Annotated in this window: 12 protein-coding genes; 4 read left to right on the top strand and 8 right to left on the bottom strand. The window is 72.6% G+C overall.

Annotated features, from left to right (window positions below; all coding sequences use genetic code 11):
* Positions 1-69: 69 nt before the first annotated feature.
* The gene (locus ACIQ8B_RS21335) at positions 70-459 is read right to left on the bottom strand and encodes a hypothetical protein (RefSeq protein WP_133169065.1); all 390 of its coding nucleotides are present in this window, start codon (positions 457-459) and stop codon (positions 70-72) included.
* A gap of 83 nt (positions 460-542) precedes the next feature.
* Positions 543-3980, bottom strand: a complete 3438-nt coding sequence (locus ACIQ8B_RS21330) for an ALF repeat-containing protein (RefSeq protein ID WP_290005563.1) — start codon at positions 3978-3980, stop codon at positions 543-545.
* Positions 3981-4380: 400 nt separating this feature from the next.
* On the opposite strand from ACIQ8B_RS21330, the gene ACIQ8B_RS21325 reads away from it, so the two are divergent.
* Together ACIQ8B_RS21325 and ACIQ8B_RS21320 are read left to right on the top strand one after the other, a co-directional pair.
* A complete protein-coding gene (locus tag ACIQ8B_RS21325; protein ID WP_403548742.1) occupies positions 4381-4887 on the top strand; it encodes a hypothetical protein in 507 nt (168 codons plus the stop codon).
* Positions 4888-5044: 157 nt separating this feature from the next.
* Positions 5045-7249, top strand: coding sequence for a trypsin-like serine protease (locus ACIQ8B_RS21320; protein WP_403548740.1), 2205 nt, complete (start codon positions 5045-5047; stop codon positions 7247-7249).
* 85 nt (positions 7250-7334) lie between these two features.
* Here ACIQ8B_RS21320 and ACIQ8B_RS21315 read toward each other — a convergent pair whose 3' ends face one another.
* From ACIQ8B_RS21315 to ACIQ8B_RS21305, 3 genes are all read right to left on the bottom strand, one after another.
* Positions 7335-8624, bottom strand: a complete 1290-nt coding sequence (locus ACIQ8B_RS21315; protein WP_403548798.1) for a DUF2637 domain-containing protein — start codon at positions 8622-8624, stop codon at positions 7335-7337.
* Between the two features lie 115 nt (positions 8625-8739).
* On the bottom strand, positions 8740-9567 hold the full coding sequence (locus ACIQ8B_RS21310) for a DUF3558 family protein (RefSeq protein WP_403548738.1): 828 nt from the start codon (positions 9565-9567) through the stop codon (positions 8740-8742).
* A gap of 133 nt (positions 9568-9700) precedes the next feature.
* Positions 9701-10522 (bottom strand): DUF3558 domain-containing protein, encoded by an 822-nt coding sequence (locus ACIQ8B_RS21305; protein WP_403548736.1) that lies wholly within the window; start codon positions 10520-10522, stop codon positions 9701-9703.
* Between the two features lie 216 nt (positions 10523-10738).
* On the opposite strand from ACIQ8B_RS21305, the gene ACIQ8B_RS21300 reads away from it, so the two are divergent.
* The gene (locus tag ACIQ8B_RS21300; RefSeq protein ID WP_403548734.1) at positions 10739-11932 is read left to right on the top strand and encodes an RtcB family protein; all 1194 of its coding nucleotides are present in this window, start codon (positions 10739-10741) and stop codon (positions 11930-11932) included.
* A gap of 15 nt (positions 11933-11947) precedes the next feature.
* Here the strand turns inward: ACIQ8B_RS21300 and ACIQ8B_RS21295 are convergent, their stop codons facing one another.
* The 3 genes from ACIQ8B_RS21295 to ACIQ8B_RS21285 form a co-directional block, all read right to left on the bottom strand.
* The gene (locus tag ACIQ8B_RS21295; RefSeq protein ID WP_403548732.1) at positions 11948-12511 is read right to left on the bottom strand and encodes a dihydrofolate reductase family protein; all 564 of its coding nucleotides are present in this window, start codon (positions 12509-12511) and stop codon (positions 11948-11950) included.
* Positions 12512-12679: 168 nt separating this feature from the next.
* On the bottom strand, positions 12680-13459 hold the full coding sequence (locus ACIQ8B_RS21290) for an SDR family NAD(P)-dependent oxidoreductase (protein ID WP_290005848.1): 780 nt from the start codon (positions 13457-13459) through the stop codon (positions 12680-12682).
* Positions 13460-13614: 155 nt separating this feature from the next.
* On the bottom strand, positions 13615-13950 hold the full coding sequence (locus ACIQ8B_RS21285) for a YnfA family protein (protein WP_403548730.1): 336 nt from the start codon (positions 13948-13950) through the stop codon (positions 13615-13617).
* A 154-nt stretch (positions 13951-14104) separates the two neighbouring features.
* Between ACIQ8B_RS21285 and ACIQ8B_RS21280 the strand changes: the two genes are divergently transcribed.
* The gene (locus ACIQ8B_RS21280) at positions 14105-14557 is read left to right on the top strand and encodes a MarR family winged helix-turn-helix transcriptional regulator (RefSeq protein WP_403548796.1); all 453 of its coding nucleotides are present in this window, start codon (positions 14105-14107) and stop codon (positions 14555-14557) included.
* Positions 14558-14683: the final 126 nt, after the last annotated feature.

Below are 14683 nucleotides of genomic sequence, written 5' to 3'. Positions count from 1 at the left end.
GGGCGCCCGGTGTGACACCGGGCGCCCCGCCGTCCGTGCGGTGTCCGTGTCGCGGCCCGCCGGGGAGCCTCAGGTGTGGGACAGCCACACCCCGACCACGATGCCCATGGAGACGAGCATGGAGAAGACGATCCATGCCGTGGAGGGGCCGTGCAGCCTCACCTTGACGTCCGGATTCTGCTCCTGGCGCGCGATGTCGGCGGCGACCCACTTCCGCACCGGGACGATCATGACGACGAAGACGAGCAGAACGGACGCGTACAGGTAAAGCGTCACGGACAGGGAGTAACCCTTCACCAGCGCGTACAGGACCAGGACCGGTCCCAGGACGACGGGGATGAAGGACACGCTCCTCTTCCCCTTCGGCGTCGGCATGGACCAGCGCATCAGGGCTATGTGGAGCGGAGTGACCGCAAGTGCGACAAGGATCCAGGCGTAGGCGGGCAGGGACAGGAACAAGGGTGCTGGTCCTTCCGGAGCGGATCGCGGCATGTCTGCCGTGAACGTACTCGCGATCCGCCCCGGATTTCAGCGGTTCGCCCTCACCAGGGAGTCAGGGCGTCCCACGCGTCGCTGACGGTGTCGCTGACCGTGTCCTTGGCCTGGTCCCACTTGGTGGTGAAGACCCCGACCGCCGGGGAGACCAGCTCCTGCTGAAGCCGGGCGGCGATGACGGGGGCGGAGCGAAGGCCGTTGGCTCCCCATGCGATGACGCCCGACACCCCGCCGAACTTGGTGAGCGGGATCCCGCCGGTGAGGACGCTGATGGCGACGCCGGCGGAGGAGGAGAGGAAGGCCTGCGACGTCCATCCGTCGGTGAAGCCGGTGATGACCGCGCCCGCCACGCCGCTGATGAGGGAGATCGCACCCGCGGTTCCCGCGATCACCTCGCCCAGGGGCGGGGGGATCAGCAGGGAGGCGGCGGCGATGCCGCCCGAGATGGTGGACACGGCCGACAGGACGTTGGCGACCTCCTGCCAGTCCTCCTTGGTGCCGCCGAGGAACGTGCCCGGCTTCTCCACCTTGTCGTTGTCGGCGGTGTCGGAGGGGTCCACACCGTTCTGCGCGTTCCTGCGGGCCTCCTCCGCCGCCTTCCTGGCCGCGGCCGCCTGCTCCGCCTTCCGCTTCGCGACGGCGATCGCGCGCGCCTCGGAGGCCGCCTGCGCCGCCTCCCGTGCGTCCTTGCCCGCCGCGACGGCCGAGGCCCGGGCGGCGGACGCGGACGCCTGTGCCGCGATGGCCGACTGGACCGCCGAACTCGCCGACGCCGTGGCCTGGTTGGCGGAGTAATTGGCCCGACGGGAGGCGGAACGCGCGGCCAGGGCGGCGGCCTTCGCCGTCGCGGCGGACGCCGAGGCGTCCTTCGCGGACTGCTCCGCGGCGTCCGCGTACGTGTCCGCTTCCCTCGCGTACTCTTCCGCCCGGGCCGCCGACTTCTTGGCGGCGTCGGCCCACTTGACCGCCTCGTCGGCCGCCTTCCGCGCGTCCGCCGCGGCCTTGGACGCGTTGGCGGCGTCCGTCTGGGCGTCCTGCGCGATCTTGGCGGCGTGGGCGAGGGACGCGCGGACCGCGGCGATGTGAGCGGCGGCGTCCGCGTCGAGCTGCACCATGCGCGGGTGGACGACGGTGAGGAAGTCCCGGAGCATCCAGTCCGGGCCCTCCAGGGCCACGTTCGCGGCCATCTTCGTGTACGGCCCGGCGGTCGCGAGGATCGTGAAGGCGGCGGCACGGTCGTCCTCGTTCTGCGCCGCCGGGTACTTGGTGGCGAAGAACTCGTGAAGCGCCTTGGCGGAGCCGTCGCTGAGCGCGGCGGTGGCGGCCTCCTTGACCATCTTGCCGGGGTTCTTCCCGAGGACACGGAAGATCGCGGCCGAGTTGTCCGTCTTCGCCGCCTCGATCATCCCGCCGTTGAGGAACGCGGCGACGGCGCCGGGGTCGGCGGACTCCAGGGCCTTCTGCGCGGCCTCGGCCACGTCGGGGGTGGAGATCTGGGAGATGTAGAGAACGGTCTCCCGGTCGTCCTGGTTCTGCGCGATGACCCGGTCGGTGTCGATCCAGGCCAGGACCGCCTGGTCGTCGCCGGCGAGGGCGAACTCCGCGGCCTCACGCGTCCAGGTGCCGTGTGACGACAGCAAGTTGACGCACGCCTTGCGGCCGGCGACGACCGCGGCCCGTTCGTCCCCCTCCCGGAGCGCCCGCTCGGCCTCCGCGATGAGGTCCTTGGTGGCCGAGTCCAGCGCCTGCTGCTGGGTGAGCTGGTTGCGGGCGGCCTCGAGGTCCTGTGCCTCGATGGCCTTGAGGCGGCGTGCCTCGTCCCGTCCCTGGAGGGTGTGCTCCTCGATCTTCGCCTCTTCCGCCTCCCGCGCCTTCTGCTCGACGTCCATCGCCTCGAGGACGGCCGCCGTCGCCGCGTCGGCGGCTTCCTTGGCCTGGGCGGCGTACTGGGTGGAGCGGTTGGCGTGGTCGACGGCCTTCCCCGCGTGCTCGGCCGCTTCTTCCGCCGCGTCGGCCGCCTTCTCCGCGTGGGCGGCGGCGGAGTTGGCGGCGTTCCGCGCGGTCCTGGCCGCGCTCGCCGCGGTGGCGGCCAGGGACTGGGCGGTGGACGCCGCACGGGTGGCCCGTGCGGCTTGCGCGTCCGCCTCGGCGGCCGCGGCGCGGGCGGCCGCGGCCTCCGACTGCGCCACTCCGGCGGCGGTGGCCGCGGCGGCGGCGGAGTTCGCGGCGGACGCGGCGTTGCGGGCCGCCGAGGCCGCGGCGGAACCGGCCGAGGAGGCCTGCGCCGCGGCCGTCGACGCGTGGTCCGCCGCGGCCGCGGCGGTACGTGCCTTCTTGGCGGCGTCGCGGGCGTTGACGGCGGCGTCCCTCGCGGCCTTCGCCTGGGAGGCGTCCGCGGACGCCGCGATCGCGGACCGGTAGGCGTTCGATGCGGCACGCGCGGCGGTCGCGGCCGCGGCGGCGGCCGCGTTCGCGGCCCACGCGGCCCGGCGCGCCGCCGACTGAGCGGCGTTGGAGGCGGAAATGGCGGTGCGGGCCGCCTGTGCGGCGCCCTTCGCCGCACCGGCCGCCTTGCGGGCGGCGCTGCCGGCCTTCTTCACGTCGTTCTGCGCCGCCTGCGCCTCGTTCGCGGCCTCCAGCGCGGCCGCCTTCGCCTTGGCGGCGGCGGTCTGCGCCTTCTCCGACTCGGCCACCGCCTGCTCCATCGTCAGATGGGCCCGGTTGCCTTCGCGCTCGACGATGGCGACGAGCTGGTCGATGGTCGCCTTCTCCTGGTCACGGGCGCGGGCGATGTGCTGCTCGGTCCCCAGGAACCAGCCGATGGCACCCGCTGTGCCCTCCTCCAGGGCGCGCTGCGCGGACGTCCTCACCTGGGGCGAGGCGGTGGCCAGGACCTTGAAGACCTCCGCCCGCTCGTCCTCGAACCGTGCGGTGAACTGCGTCTCGGTGACGAACTTCATCAGCGCGTCGACGGAGCCGTCGTCGAGTGCCCTGCTCGCGGCGGCCCTCACGCTCGTGCCGCCCTGGCCCATCAGCGTGAAGGTGAGGAAGCGGAGGTCCTCCAGCTGTGACGTCTCGTAGCCGCCGGCGAGGAAGGCGGCGATCGCCTCGTCACCCGCGGTCAGTGCGGCGGAGATGTCACGGGCGACACTCTTGCCGGAGCCGGAGAGGGCCTTGAAGAGGGCGACGCGGTTGTCCTCCGCGACCGCAGAGGCGAGTCCCGTGGCGACGAACTGCTCGACGTCGGCCTGAGTACCGGTGAGCGCGGCCGCCGCCGCACTCCTCACTGCCTTGCCGCCCGCCTTCCAGGCGGACACGGCCTTGCCGCGGGGGGTGTCCGGCAGGGAGGGGAGGTCGGGCACGTCGCCCGTGGCCGCGGTGGCGGCGTAGACCTGGGCGGTCGTGACGAGGGGGATCGACGTGGCTGCCGCGGTGGCGGCGGCCACGGTCAGGAACCGGCGTCTGCTCCAGAAAGTGGTGTTCACGAGTCCATCCGTCTGGTCGGCGACAGGCGGTCCGACACCGCTTGGTGAACGGCCGTCGGTCGCGTTCGCAAGTCGTCAGAACCGCACGCGTGCCCCAACAGGCCTGTCAGGTAGGGAAGTTGCGGACAGCGTGCGGCAAGGGCTGGAGAAGGTGTGGAAGTGAGCGGACGTGAGAGTACGCAAGGAGTGAGGTTTGGGCCACTGGTTGTGGTTGGAACGATCCAGTGAGAAGGCGCACACGCTGCGTTCAAGCCGTTCGGCCGCAAATAAGCCACTTTGCGCGTGCAGTTGAAGCGAACTTGTGTTTGAATTCGGCGGCTCTTCCGTCCGGACCCGTCGCGGTGAGAACCACCTGCCGGGACCGTGCGGAATCAACCCACGATGCGCAGGGGGGACTTGCGTGAACCTTGCACGAAGGATCATGGCCACCGGTGCGGTCGCCGCCGCCTGTGTGGTGACCGTGATCGCCACCGGACTCGCCGGACCGCGCGACGCGTCGGCCGTCGCCCCAGTGGCCGGTGAACAACCGGGCTACGCGGTGGAGGACTTCAACTACCCGCAGGCCGACAGGATCAAGGAAGAGCAGGGAATCGTGCTCAAACGGGGTGACGGTCACATCACCCTCGCCACCTGCGGCAGCCGGACCGGGCTGCTGGAGGTGTACACGCACGCCAACCGGCTCGTCTGCTTCAGCGTCACCGGGACCTCCGGCTACCTCAGCCTCGAGATCGAGTCCGTCTACGGGATGAAGGGCGCCGCGGGTGTGGACACCGATGTGACCCTCCGGGCCCCGGACGAGACGGTGCAGGAAGTGACGGTGCCGGAGAACTCGTTCGAGCCCGTCGGCGCATCCATCGACCCGAGCGGTCGGAGCCACATCCTCGTCGAAATCCGTACCAGCGCGTAACTCCGGCGGACGCCACCGGAGCACGCACCGACTCCCCTCCCGTCCGGGACCGGAGTGAGACGTGGGCGGACGCACGCGGCAGCGGTGATCCGCCGAACCGGTGCGCTCGCGTGGCGCCCCGCCGACCCTGCCGGATCCACCTCAAGGAATGAACCTCATGCGACGTACCAGACCCGTGCGCCCCGCCGTACTGGGAGCCGCGCTGACCACGGGAGCCCTGGTCCTGACCGCCGCGCCCGCCCTCGCCGTCACCGGTCCCGCCGCCCCCTCCGGCGACACCACCCACGCCTACGCCGCGCGGCTGATCGTGGGTGACCACGACCGCGGCTGCTCCGGGGTCCTGGTCGACCCCGAGTGGCTGCTCACCGCCGTGAGCTGCTTCGCCGACGACCCGGCGCAGAGCCTCGCGGTGCCCGCGGGCAAGCCCGCGAAGAAGACCACCGCGACCATCGGCCGCGCCGACCTCAGCGGTACCGGCGGCGCCGTCCGGCAGGTCGTCCAGCTGGTGCCCCGCACCGACCGCGACGTGGTCCTGGCCCGGCTGAACCGCCCGGTCCGCGACGTCGCCCCCGTCGCCCTGGCCGCCTCCGCGCCCGCCGCGGGCGAGCAGCTGAAACTCGCCGGCTACGGCCGTACGGCGACCGAGTGGGCCCCGCTGAACCTGCACACCGGCACCTTCGTCGTGGACTCGGCCGACGGCACCACCGCCACCGTCACCGGCCAGGACGGCGTCGCCGCGTGCAGGGGCGACACGGGCGGCCCGATGGTTCGCACCACCGGCGGCGCCCACCAGCTGGTCGCGCTCGCCAGCCGGTCCTACCAGGGCGGCTGCCTGGGCACCGACGAGGAGCAGACCGGCACCGGAGGCATCGCCGCCCGCGTCGACGACCTCGCCTCCTGGGTGGACTCCGTGGTCGGCGCTCCCCGCTTCACCGACTTCAACTGCGACGGCGTCGAGGACATCGCCGTCGCCGACCCGAAGGCCACGGTCGGCGGCGACGCCAACGCCGGCCTCGTGCGGATCGTGTACGGCGGCGGCAAGGGCACCGCCGAGATCACCCAGGACCTCGACTGGGTCCCCGGCGGCTCCGAGGCCGACGACTACTTCGCCGAGGCCCTCGACACCACCGACTTCAACGAGGACGGCTGCACCGACCTGGTGGTCGGCACGCCTGGTGAGGACCTCGGGGGCGCCGCCGACGCGGGCATGGTCGACATCCTCCACGGCGCCCCCGGCGGCATGGGAACGGGCACGCAGAAGGCCACCCACTACGAGCAGGGCAGCGGCGGCGGCTCCCTGGGCGCCTCCGCGTCCGAGAAGGGCGACCGCTTCGGCCACGCCGTGGCCGCCGGCACCACCGCCGAGGGCGAGCCGTACGCCGTGGCGGGTGCGCCGGGCGAGTCGCTGGGCAGCGTCGCCGAGGCGGGCCAGGCGTTCTACCTCTACGGCACCACCAACGTCTCGATCCACCAGGACAAGCCCAACGTCCCGGGCGCCGTGGAGACCGGTGACCGCTTCGGCTCCACCGTCGCGGCCGACGCCTTCCACATCGCCGTCGGCGCGCCGAACGAGACCATCGGTGCGGACGCCGACGCCGGCAACCTGGCCGTCTTCTCGCACCGGCTGGACGCCGGCAACCCCACCCCGCTCTTCGGGCTCGACCAGGACCTGGACACCGTCTCCGGCGGCGCCGAGCCGGGCGACCAGTTCGCCGCGGCCCTGGCCCTGGTGCCCTACCGCCCGTCGGCCGGCGTCACCGGCGAGTCGATCCTCGTCGTCGGCTCGCCCGGCGAGGACCTGGACATCGACGGCGTGAACAAGACCGACACCGGCATGGCCCAGAGCTTCCGCATCACCGCCGCCGGCACCTACAGCCAGTCGCACAGCTACTATTCGGGCACCGCGACCGACGACGTCAGCGGCACTTCCGAGGCCGGTGACCGGTTCGGCGCGGCCCTCACCGCCGTCAGCACCGCGCCCCGCGCGGTCAGCACCGCGGCGAACCTGAGGCTGGCCGTGGGCATCCCGGACGAGGCCGTCGGCACCACCGCGAAGGCCGGTGCCATCACCACGTTCTCCCTGGTGGGCTCCCCGGGCGCCGACGACCGCTGGTTCGAGGCGGGCAACTCGGGCGGCATCCCCGGCACGCCGGGCGCCAACCAGCGCGTCGGCTCCAGCATCCACTTCACCGGCAGCCGGCTGTACGTCGGCATGCCCGACGGGCCGCCCACCCACGGGGCCCTGCACGCCCTGCCGATGTCCAACGTGGTGAGCGGGACCAAGACCCCGGCCACCACCTACCAGCCGGGCAAGGGCGGACTGCCCTCGGCGGGCGTCGCCTTCGGCCACGCGGCCCGCTAGGAGGACGGCGGCACACACCGCACGGCGCGAACACGACGGGGCGCCCGGTGCACACCGGGCGCCCCCTCGTCGTCGTGGCCGCCGGTCAGGCGATGTGGTCCTCCTCCAGCTCCGCGTTGAAGCGGTTGGTGAAGCGGGTGACCATGCGCTTGGCCTCCTCCGGCGGGAGGGTCCGGCTGAACTCGGCCTCCACGTTGTCGCCGAACTCACGGGGCGTCGGGTAGCTGCCGTTGATCGACTTCTTGAAGACCTGGTAGTAGGCCTCCTCGTCCGGCTCCGCGCCGGGAGCGGCGCCGCCCTCGCCCAGCTCGCGGGTGCGGCCGCCCGGGACGACCGGGATGGGGAAGGCGCCGGTCTCCTCGGGAGCGGGTTCCTGGAGCGGGGGCTCCTCCTGGTACTGCTCCTCGTACTGTTCCGCCTGGCGCTGCTCGGCCATCCAGCGGGCGTACTCGTCCGGGTCGAACGTCGGGTCGTAGTCGCCGTGGTACTCGACGGACTGCGGGTCGCGGGCGTGCAGCCAGGGATTGCCGGGGGCTTCCTCCTGCTGCTCGGAGCTCTGGTTGCCCTCGAGTTGCAGCCGCTGCTCGCCGGGAGGCGCCTCCCCCAGTGCCTGAACGGCCGGGGAGGCACCCCCGTCGCCCACCCGTGCCGCCCCAGCGGCACGACTGCCCGCGGCCACGGGGGGTTCCGGCGCCGGGGGGATCAGGGCCGGTTCGATGCCCGCCGCCGCCAGGCCCGCCGGGGCCGTGTCGGCGAGGGGGACGCCGTACTTGGCGAGGCGCAGCGGCATCAGGGACTCGACCGGGGCCTTGCGGCGCCAGGAGCGGCCGAAGCGGGAGCGCAGGCGGGCCTGGTAGACCAGCCGCTCCTGCTCCAGCTTGATCACCTGCTCGTAGGAGCGAAGCTCCCACAGCTTCATCCGCCGCCACAGCAGGAACGTCGGCACCGGCGACAGCAGCCACCGGGTGAGCCGCACGCCCTCCATGTGCTTGTCGGCGGTGATGTCGGCGATCCGGCCGATGGCGTGCCGGGCGGCCTCCACGGAGACCACGAACAGCACCGGGATCACGCCGTGCATGCCCACCCCGAGCGGATCCGGCCAGGCCGCCGCGCCGTTGAAGGCGATCGTGGCCGCCGTCAGCAGCCACGCCGTCTGCCGCAGCAGCGGGAACGGGATGCGGATCCACGTCAGCAGCAGGTCCAGCGCCAGCAGGACGCAGATGCCCGCGTCGATGCCGATCGGAAAGACGTAACTGAAGTCGCCGAAGCCCTTCTGCAGGGCCAGCTCACGGACCGCCGCGTACGAACCGGCGAAGCCGATCCCGGCGATGACGACGGCACCGGTGACGACCACGCCGATGAGAACCCGGTGCATCCGTGTCAGCTGCAGTGGCGCGGCCACCCGTACTCCCCTCCCAGTGCGTGTTGTTGCGCGCAACAGAGTGGCACATGTGTACGGAGGACGGGTGGCCGGATCTGTTTCAGCGGGCTCAGCTCGTGCCGGAGGCCGACGCCGAGGACGCCCCGGAGGCCGGTGCGGACGGCTTGCCCGACGCCGGCGCGGACGGTGAACCGCTCGCCGCGCCCGGGCCGTTCGCCCGCGTCACGGACAGCACGGCCTCCTTGGCGGCCTTCTCCGCGTCCGCCATCAGATCGTCGGCGTCCGGCGTCTCGTCGCCCGCCAGGCCCGCGCCGTTGTAGTCGAGGGTGACGACCACGTTCTCCACGCGCGCCACGACCGTCTGCTGCCTGAAGGTGCCTTCCTTCTTCTTCAGGTCGTAGCGCACCGCGGTCGCCTCGTCCCCGGCGCCGGTCAGCGCCTCCGCGCGCAGGCTCCTCGCGCCCTGCGTCGCCCGGACCTCGCGCACCTGCTTGTCGTAGTACTCCTTGGCCAGCTCGTCACCCGGACCACGCGCGATGTCCGACTCGAAGCGCAGCAGCGACACGTTCAGCCAGCGGAACTGCGAGCCCTCGACCCCGTTGTTGTCCAGGCTGCTCCAGGAGCAGCTGGCCCGCGACGCCACGTCGTCCGAGCTGCCCTCCTTGCCGGACTTCGCCTTGGGCGCCAGATCCTTGAGGGTCTTCTTCGTCAGCACGCCGCACGCCTCGGGCAGCGTCCGGTACGCCGCCGCCCGCACGGTCGGGGACGGGCTCGCCGACGGGGAGGCGCTCGCGGCCTTCTCGCCGCCGTCGTCGGAGCCGGAGTCCGAGGAGCAGCCGGCGGCGACCAGCATCACGGGGACGGCTGCCGCGCAGACAAGGACGCGGGTCAGGCGCTTAGCTCGCTCGGGCTGCTCTCGCTGTGCTCGTCGCTGCATGGTTCCTTCACTCATGACGCTCGTGTTCCCTGCGGTCGGAACGGTGTCCGAGGGGTCACGGTACGCGCCCCGTCACCCGTACGGCCGTACTTCGCGGGCTTCGCGGCGCGCGTGACAGGGCGGTGAAGCAGGGTCAGCCGCCCAGCGAGCCGGACAGCTCGGCGGCCAGTTTCCGTGCCCTGTCCTGCATTTCCTTGCTGTCCGGGACGGCGCCGACGGTCACCGGCTGCTCCGCGTACTCGATGGTCACGATGACGTTGGACGTGCGGAACGCCACAGTGACGGTGCGCTCCTGGACGGTCGAACCGGAGCTGCTGAGCGCGTCGTCGAGGAACGCCTCGTCGCCGAGGTCCTCCAGGATCCGCGGCTGGAGCTCGGACGGGGAGACGGAGGGCGACGCGGTGGGCGAGGGCGAACCGGGCGCCGCCGGGGACCCGCTGGGGTCCGCGGAACCCGTCGTGCCCGAACCGGACGGGGAGGGGGAGCCGGAGCCCGTCACCGCCGGCTCGGGAAGCTGCGCCGCCGTCCGCTTGCGCGCGAACAGCTCCTCGGCCCGGGCGTCGTCGCTGACCGCGTGGTCGTAGGAGACGACCCGTTCGAAGTCGACCAGCAGACGGTCGGTCGCCGCGAGCGACTCCACCTTCCAGCGGCAGCCCACCTTGCGGTCGGTGTCGTAGGTGAGCGTCGCCTCGCCCGCGTACGCCTTCTCCCGCTGCTGCTCGTCCGCCAACTCGCCGAGGCCGGGCAGGAGTTCCTCCAACGTGCGGTCGTCGACCGCGCCGCAGGGCTCCGGAAGGGTGGCGTACCGGCCGGGCTGGGCCGCCTGGCTCGCCGCGCCGGCGCTGCCCGGGTTGGAGTCGTCCGTCCGCCCGCCGTCGTCCGAGCTGCCGGTGCAGCCGGCCAGTACGGCCGCCAGGAGCACGGCGACGCCGGGTCCGTACGCCTTCCGCTGCACGGTCCAGGTCCTCTCGACGGTGGGTGCGGGCCGCTGCCCGCCGGGCCTTCCAGTGTCCCCGCTGGTTAATCGCTTGCCGCAGGGGGGAGCCGTTCGCAGACAATGTGTATCGCACGCACTGCCGTGGACGCCGGTCCGTCATCCCTTATCGCCGACCTTGGCGCCGGTTTTGCGTTATGGGACTTCTGTTCGTTTTTCCGGGGGAATGAGGACGTCATGGCGTATGTGGAACTGCCGGGTGCGAAGGTGCCGATCCGTATGTGGACGGACCCGGCGACGGTGGAGGAGGGCGCGCTCCAGCAACTGCGCAACGTCGCCACCCTGCCCTGGATCAAGGGCCTGGCCGTGATGCCGGACGTGCACTACGGCAAGGGCGCCACGGTCGGTTCGGTCATCGCGATGCGGGGTGCGGTGTGCCCGGCGGCGGTGGGCGTCGACATCGGCTGCGGCATGTCCGCGGTGAAGACGTCCCTGACGGCGAACGACCTGCCCGGCGACCTGTCCCGGCTGCGCTCGCGCATCGAGCAGGTCATCCCGGTGGGCCGGGGCATGCACGACGACCCCGTCGACCCGGGGCGCCTGCACGGCTTCCCGACCGGCGGGTGGGAGGACTTCTGGAGCCGTTTCGGCGGGGTCGCGGACGCGGTGAAGTTCCGTGAGGGGCGGGCCGCGAAGCAGATGGGGACGCTCGGCGGGGGAAATCACTTCGTGGAAATATGCACCGATACGGAGGGATATGTCTGGCTGATGCTGCACTCCGGTTCCCGCAACATCGGCAAGGAGCTCGCCGAGCACCACATCGGCGTCGCCCAGAAGCTCCCGCACAACCAGGGCCTGGTCGACCGCGACCTCGCCGTCTTCGTCGCGGACACCCCGCAGATGGCGGCCTACCGCAACGACCTGTTCTGGGCGCAGGAGTACGCGAAGTACAACCGCTCGATCATGATGGCGCTCCTGAAGGACGTGGTCCGCAAGGAGTTCAGGAAGGCCCGGCCCGCCTTCGAACCGGAGATCAGCGCCCACCACAACTACGTGGCCGAGGAGCGCTACGAGGGCATGGACCTGCTGGTCACCCGCAAGGGCGCGATCCGCGCGGGCTCCGGCGAGTACGGGATCATCCCGGGCTCGATGGGCACGGGCTCGTACATCGTGAAGGGCCTCGGGAACGCGGCGTCCTTCAACTCCGCGTCGCACGGCGCGGGCCGCCGCATGAGCCGCAACGCGGCGAAGCGTCGGTTCACGGCGAAGGACCTCGAGGAGCAGACGCGGGGCGTGGAGTGCCGCAAGGACTCCGGCGTGGTCGACGAGATCCCGGCCGCGTACAAGCCGATCGAGCAGGTCATCGACCAGCAGCGGGACCTCGTGGAGGTCGTCGCGAAGCTGAAGCAGGTCGTCTGCGTGAAGGGCTGAGCGCCGCGTGCGGGGTCACCTCCGCACACGGTGGCGCAGGTACACGATGTTCGACGCGAAGGTGCGGGTCTCGACGAGTTCGAGGTCCACGCGGCGCTCGTCGCGGGGGAAGTACGGGGTGCCCCCGCCCACCAGCACCGGGTGGACCATCGTCCGGTACTCGTCGATCAGCCCCGCCGCGGCCGCCTCGGCGGCGAGCGCCGCGCCGCCGATCGCGATCTCTCCGTCGCCCGGCTCCGCCCGCAGCCGCTCGATCTCCTCGGCCGGGCCGCCGGCGGCCAGCCGCGCGGCCCCCCGCACCTCCGTGAGCGTGCGGGAGAAGACCACCTTGGGCAGCGGGTTCCACAGCTCGGTCCACTCGCGCTGCGCGTCGTCGAGCGACGGGTCGTCGGCGGCGGTCTCCCAGTAGAGCATCGTCTCGTACAGCCGCCGGCCGAGCAGATGGACACCGACCTGCCGGATCTCGTCGATCCAGAAGCGGAAGACGCCGTCGTCCGGCGTCGACCAGTCGATGCCGCCGTCCGGTCCGGTGATGTAGCCGTCGAGCGAGACGCTCATCGAATAGGTCACGGCGCGCATGGCACGTCCTCCTCGGTCACGGGGTCCTGTCCCGACAGGAAGACCGCCGGACGCCGCGGAACTCATCGCCGTGGCCGAGATCCCCGTACGGGAGTCCCCTGCTTCGCGTGCGACATCGCGTACATCACCTCTTCCCCAGCTCCAGGCGGCACCGCTCGCCGTCCGTGGTCATCGTGCTTCCCGGTGCACCTTGGAGTTGGACGCCTGGGCGCGCGGGCGGACCACCAGCAGGTCGATGTTGACGTGGGACGGGCGGGTCACGGCCCAGGCGATGGTGTCGGCCACGTCGTCCGCCGTGAGGGGCTCGGCGACCCCCTCGTACACCTTGGCGGCCTTCTCCGCGTCGCCGCCGAACCGGGTCAGGGCGAACTCCTCGGTCTTCACCATCCCGGGCGCGATCTCGATCACCCGCACCGGGCGGCCGACGATCTCCAGGCGCAGCGTCTCGGCGAGGACGTGCGCGCCGTGCTTGGCGGCGACGTAGCCCGCGCCGCCCTCGTAGGTGGCGTGCCCGGCGGTGGAGGAGACCACCACGACCGTGCCGTCGCCGCTCGCGTCCAGCTTGGGCAGCAGGGCCTGGGTGAGGTTGAGGGTGCCGATGACGTTGGTCTCGTACATCGTGCGCCAGTCCTGCGGGTCGCCGGTGGCGACCGGGTCGGCGCCGAGGGCGCCGCCCGCGTTGTTGACCAGCACGCCGACGGTGCGGAACGCGGTGGCGAACTCGTCGACGGCGGCGCGGTCGGTGACGTCCAGCGGGTACGCCGTCGCCGAGTGCCCGGCCGCGTTCAGCTCCTCGGCGAGCGCCTCGATGCGGTCCGCGCGGCGGGCGGTGAGGACGACGCGGTAGCCGGCCTCGGCCAGCCGTCGCGCCGTCGCGGCGCCGATTCCGCTGCTCGCCCCCGTGACGACGGCGATGCGGGACGCGGCGGGCGGTACGGCGGTGGCCATGGGCTGCTCCTCGGGGCGGGCGGTGGCGGGGCGGTCGGGCGTCGGACGGTCGGCACGGGCGCGCACCGCGGGGGACGGGCCGCGGGGAACGGTCCGCGCCCGGTCAGCATATGGCGGGGGCGGGAGGAGACCGGGCGGGCCCTCGGAGGTCCGCGTCAGTCGTTGCGCGGGGCCCACATGATGAGGGCCATGCCGGCGAGGCAGACCAGCGCGCCGGCGGTGTCCCAGCGGTCCGGGCGGTAGCCGTCGGCGATCACGCCCCACAGGATCGACCCGGCGACGAAGATGCCGCCGTACGCGGCGAGCACCCGGCCGAAGTGGGCGTCGGGCTGGAAGGTGGCCACGAAGCCGTACGCGCCGAGGGCGAGGACCCCGCCGGCCGCCCACATCCAGCCGCGGTGTTCGCGGACGCCCTGCCAGACCAGCCACGCGCCGCCGATCTCCAGGATCGCGGCGAGGACGAACAGGGCGGCGGAGCGGAGGATCAGCATGCCCGCAGCTTCGCACGGGCCGCCCGTGTCACCTGTTGGAGGGCGCCTGCGGCGGTGCGGTCCGGGGATACATGCCCCCGTGACGGACGCAGCGGACGGACGGGTCAGGGGCGCGACGACGGCGGGGCCGCCGGGGGAGGCGCGGTCACGGCTGATGGCCGAGCTGGCCGTGGTGGCGCGGCGGTACATGGCGTCGTACGCGCTGTTCAACCAGGCGCTCGCCGACCGGCTGGGGCTGCACCCGACCGACCTGCAGTGCCTGAACCTGCTCACCCTGGAGCCCGGCCCGGTGACGACCGGGCGGATCGCGGAGCTGACCGGGCTGACCACCGGCTCGGCGACGCGGCTGGTGGACCGGCTGGAGCGGGCGGGGTACGTGGTCCGGGAGCGGGACGCGGGCGACCGGCGGCTGGTGCTGGTCGCGCCGGTGCCGGAGCGGACCGTCGAGGTGGCGCGGGTGTGGGAGCGGGTCGGGGGCGGCTGGTTCGCGCTCTTCGACGACCTGGACGACGGCGAGCTGGCGCTGTTCGTCGAGCACCTGCGGCGCACCACGGAGTACGGCGCCGAGCAGGCGGCCCGGCTGCGGGCGGGGGAGCCGGCGCCGTAGGGGGCGTGGGCCGTGGGTACGTGGACGCACGGGGTGTGGGGCCGTTTCCGGAGGGGTGGAATAGGACGGGGCGGAGGGCCGTTCCAGAGGTATAGTTGAACCGTCAACAAACTGGAAGGTGAGCGG

The sequence above is a fragment of the Streptomyces sp. NPDC096105 genome, from assembly GCF_044763335.1.
Taxonomy (GTDB): Bacteria; Actinomycetota; Actinomycetes; order Streptomycetales; family Streptomycetaceae; genus Streptomyces.
Note: the sequence above shows the minus strand (reverse complement) of the source record. Positions and strands in the feature narration are given on the sequence as shown.

Excerpts from the sequence above, each read along its gene's own strand:
- ACIQ8B_RS21295 (WP_403548732.1), bottom strand. The coding sequence starts at position 12,511 with ATGCGCGCCGTGACCTATTCGATGAGCGTCTCGCTCGACGGCTACATC.
- ACIQ8B_RS21290 (WP_290005848.1), bottom strand. The coding sequence starts at position 13,459 with ATGGCCACCGCCGTACCGCCCGCCGCGTCCCGCATCGCCGTCGTCACG.
- ACIQ8B_RS21285 (WP_403548730.1), bottom strand. The coding sequence starts at position 13,950 with ATGCTGATCCTCCGCTCCGCCGCCCTGTTCGTCCTCGCCGCGATCCTG.
- ACIQ8B_RS21310 (WP_403548738.1), bottom strand. The coding sequence starts at position 9,567 with ATGCAGCGACGAGCACAGCGAGAGCAGCCCGAGCGAGCTAAGCGCCTG.
- ACIQ8B_RS21280 (WP_403548796.1), top strand. The coding sequence starts at position 14,105 with ATGGCCGAGCTGGCCGTGGTGGCGCGGCGGTACATGGCGTCGTACGCG.
- ACIQ8B_RS21300 (WP_403548734.1), top strand. The coding sequence starts at position 10,739 with ATGGCGTATGTGGAACTGCCGGGTGCGAAGGTGCCGATCCGTATGTGG.
- ACIQ8B_RS21320 (WP_403548740.1), top strand. The coding sequence starts at position 5,045 with ATGCGACGTACCAGACCCGTGCGCCCCGCCGTACTGGGAGCCGCGCTG.
- ACIQ8B_RS21315 (WP_403548798.1), bottom strand. The coding sequence starts at position 8,624 with ATGCACCGGGTTCTCATCGGCGTGGTCGTCACCGGTGCCGTCGTCATC.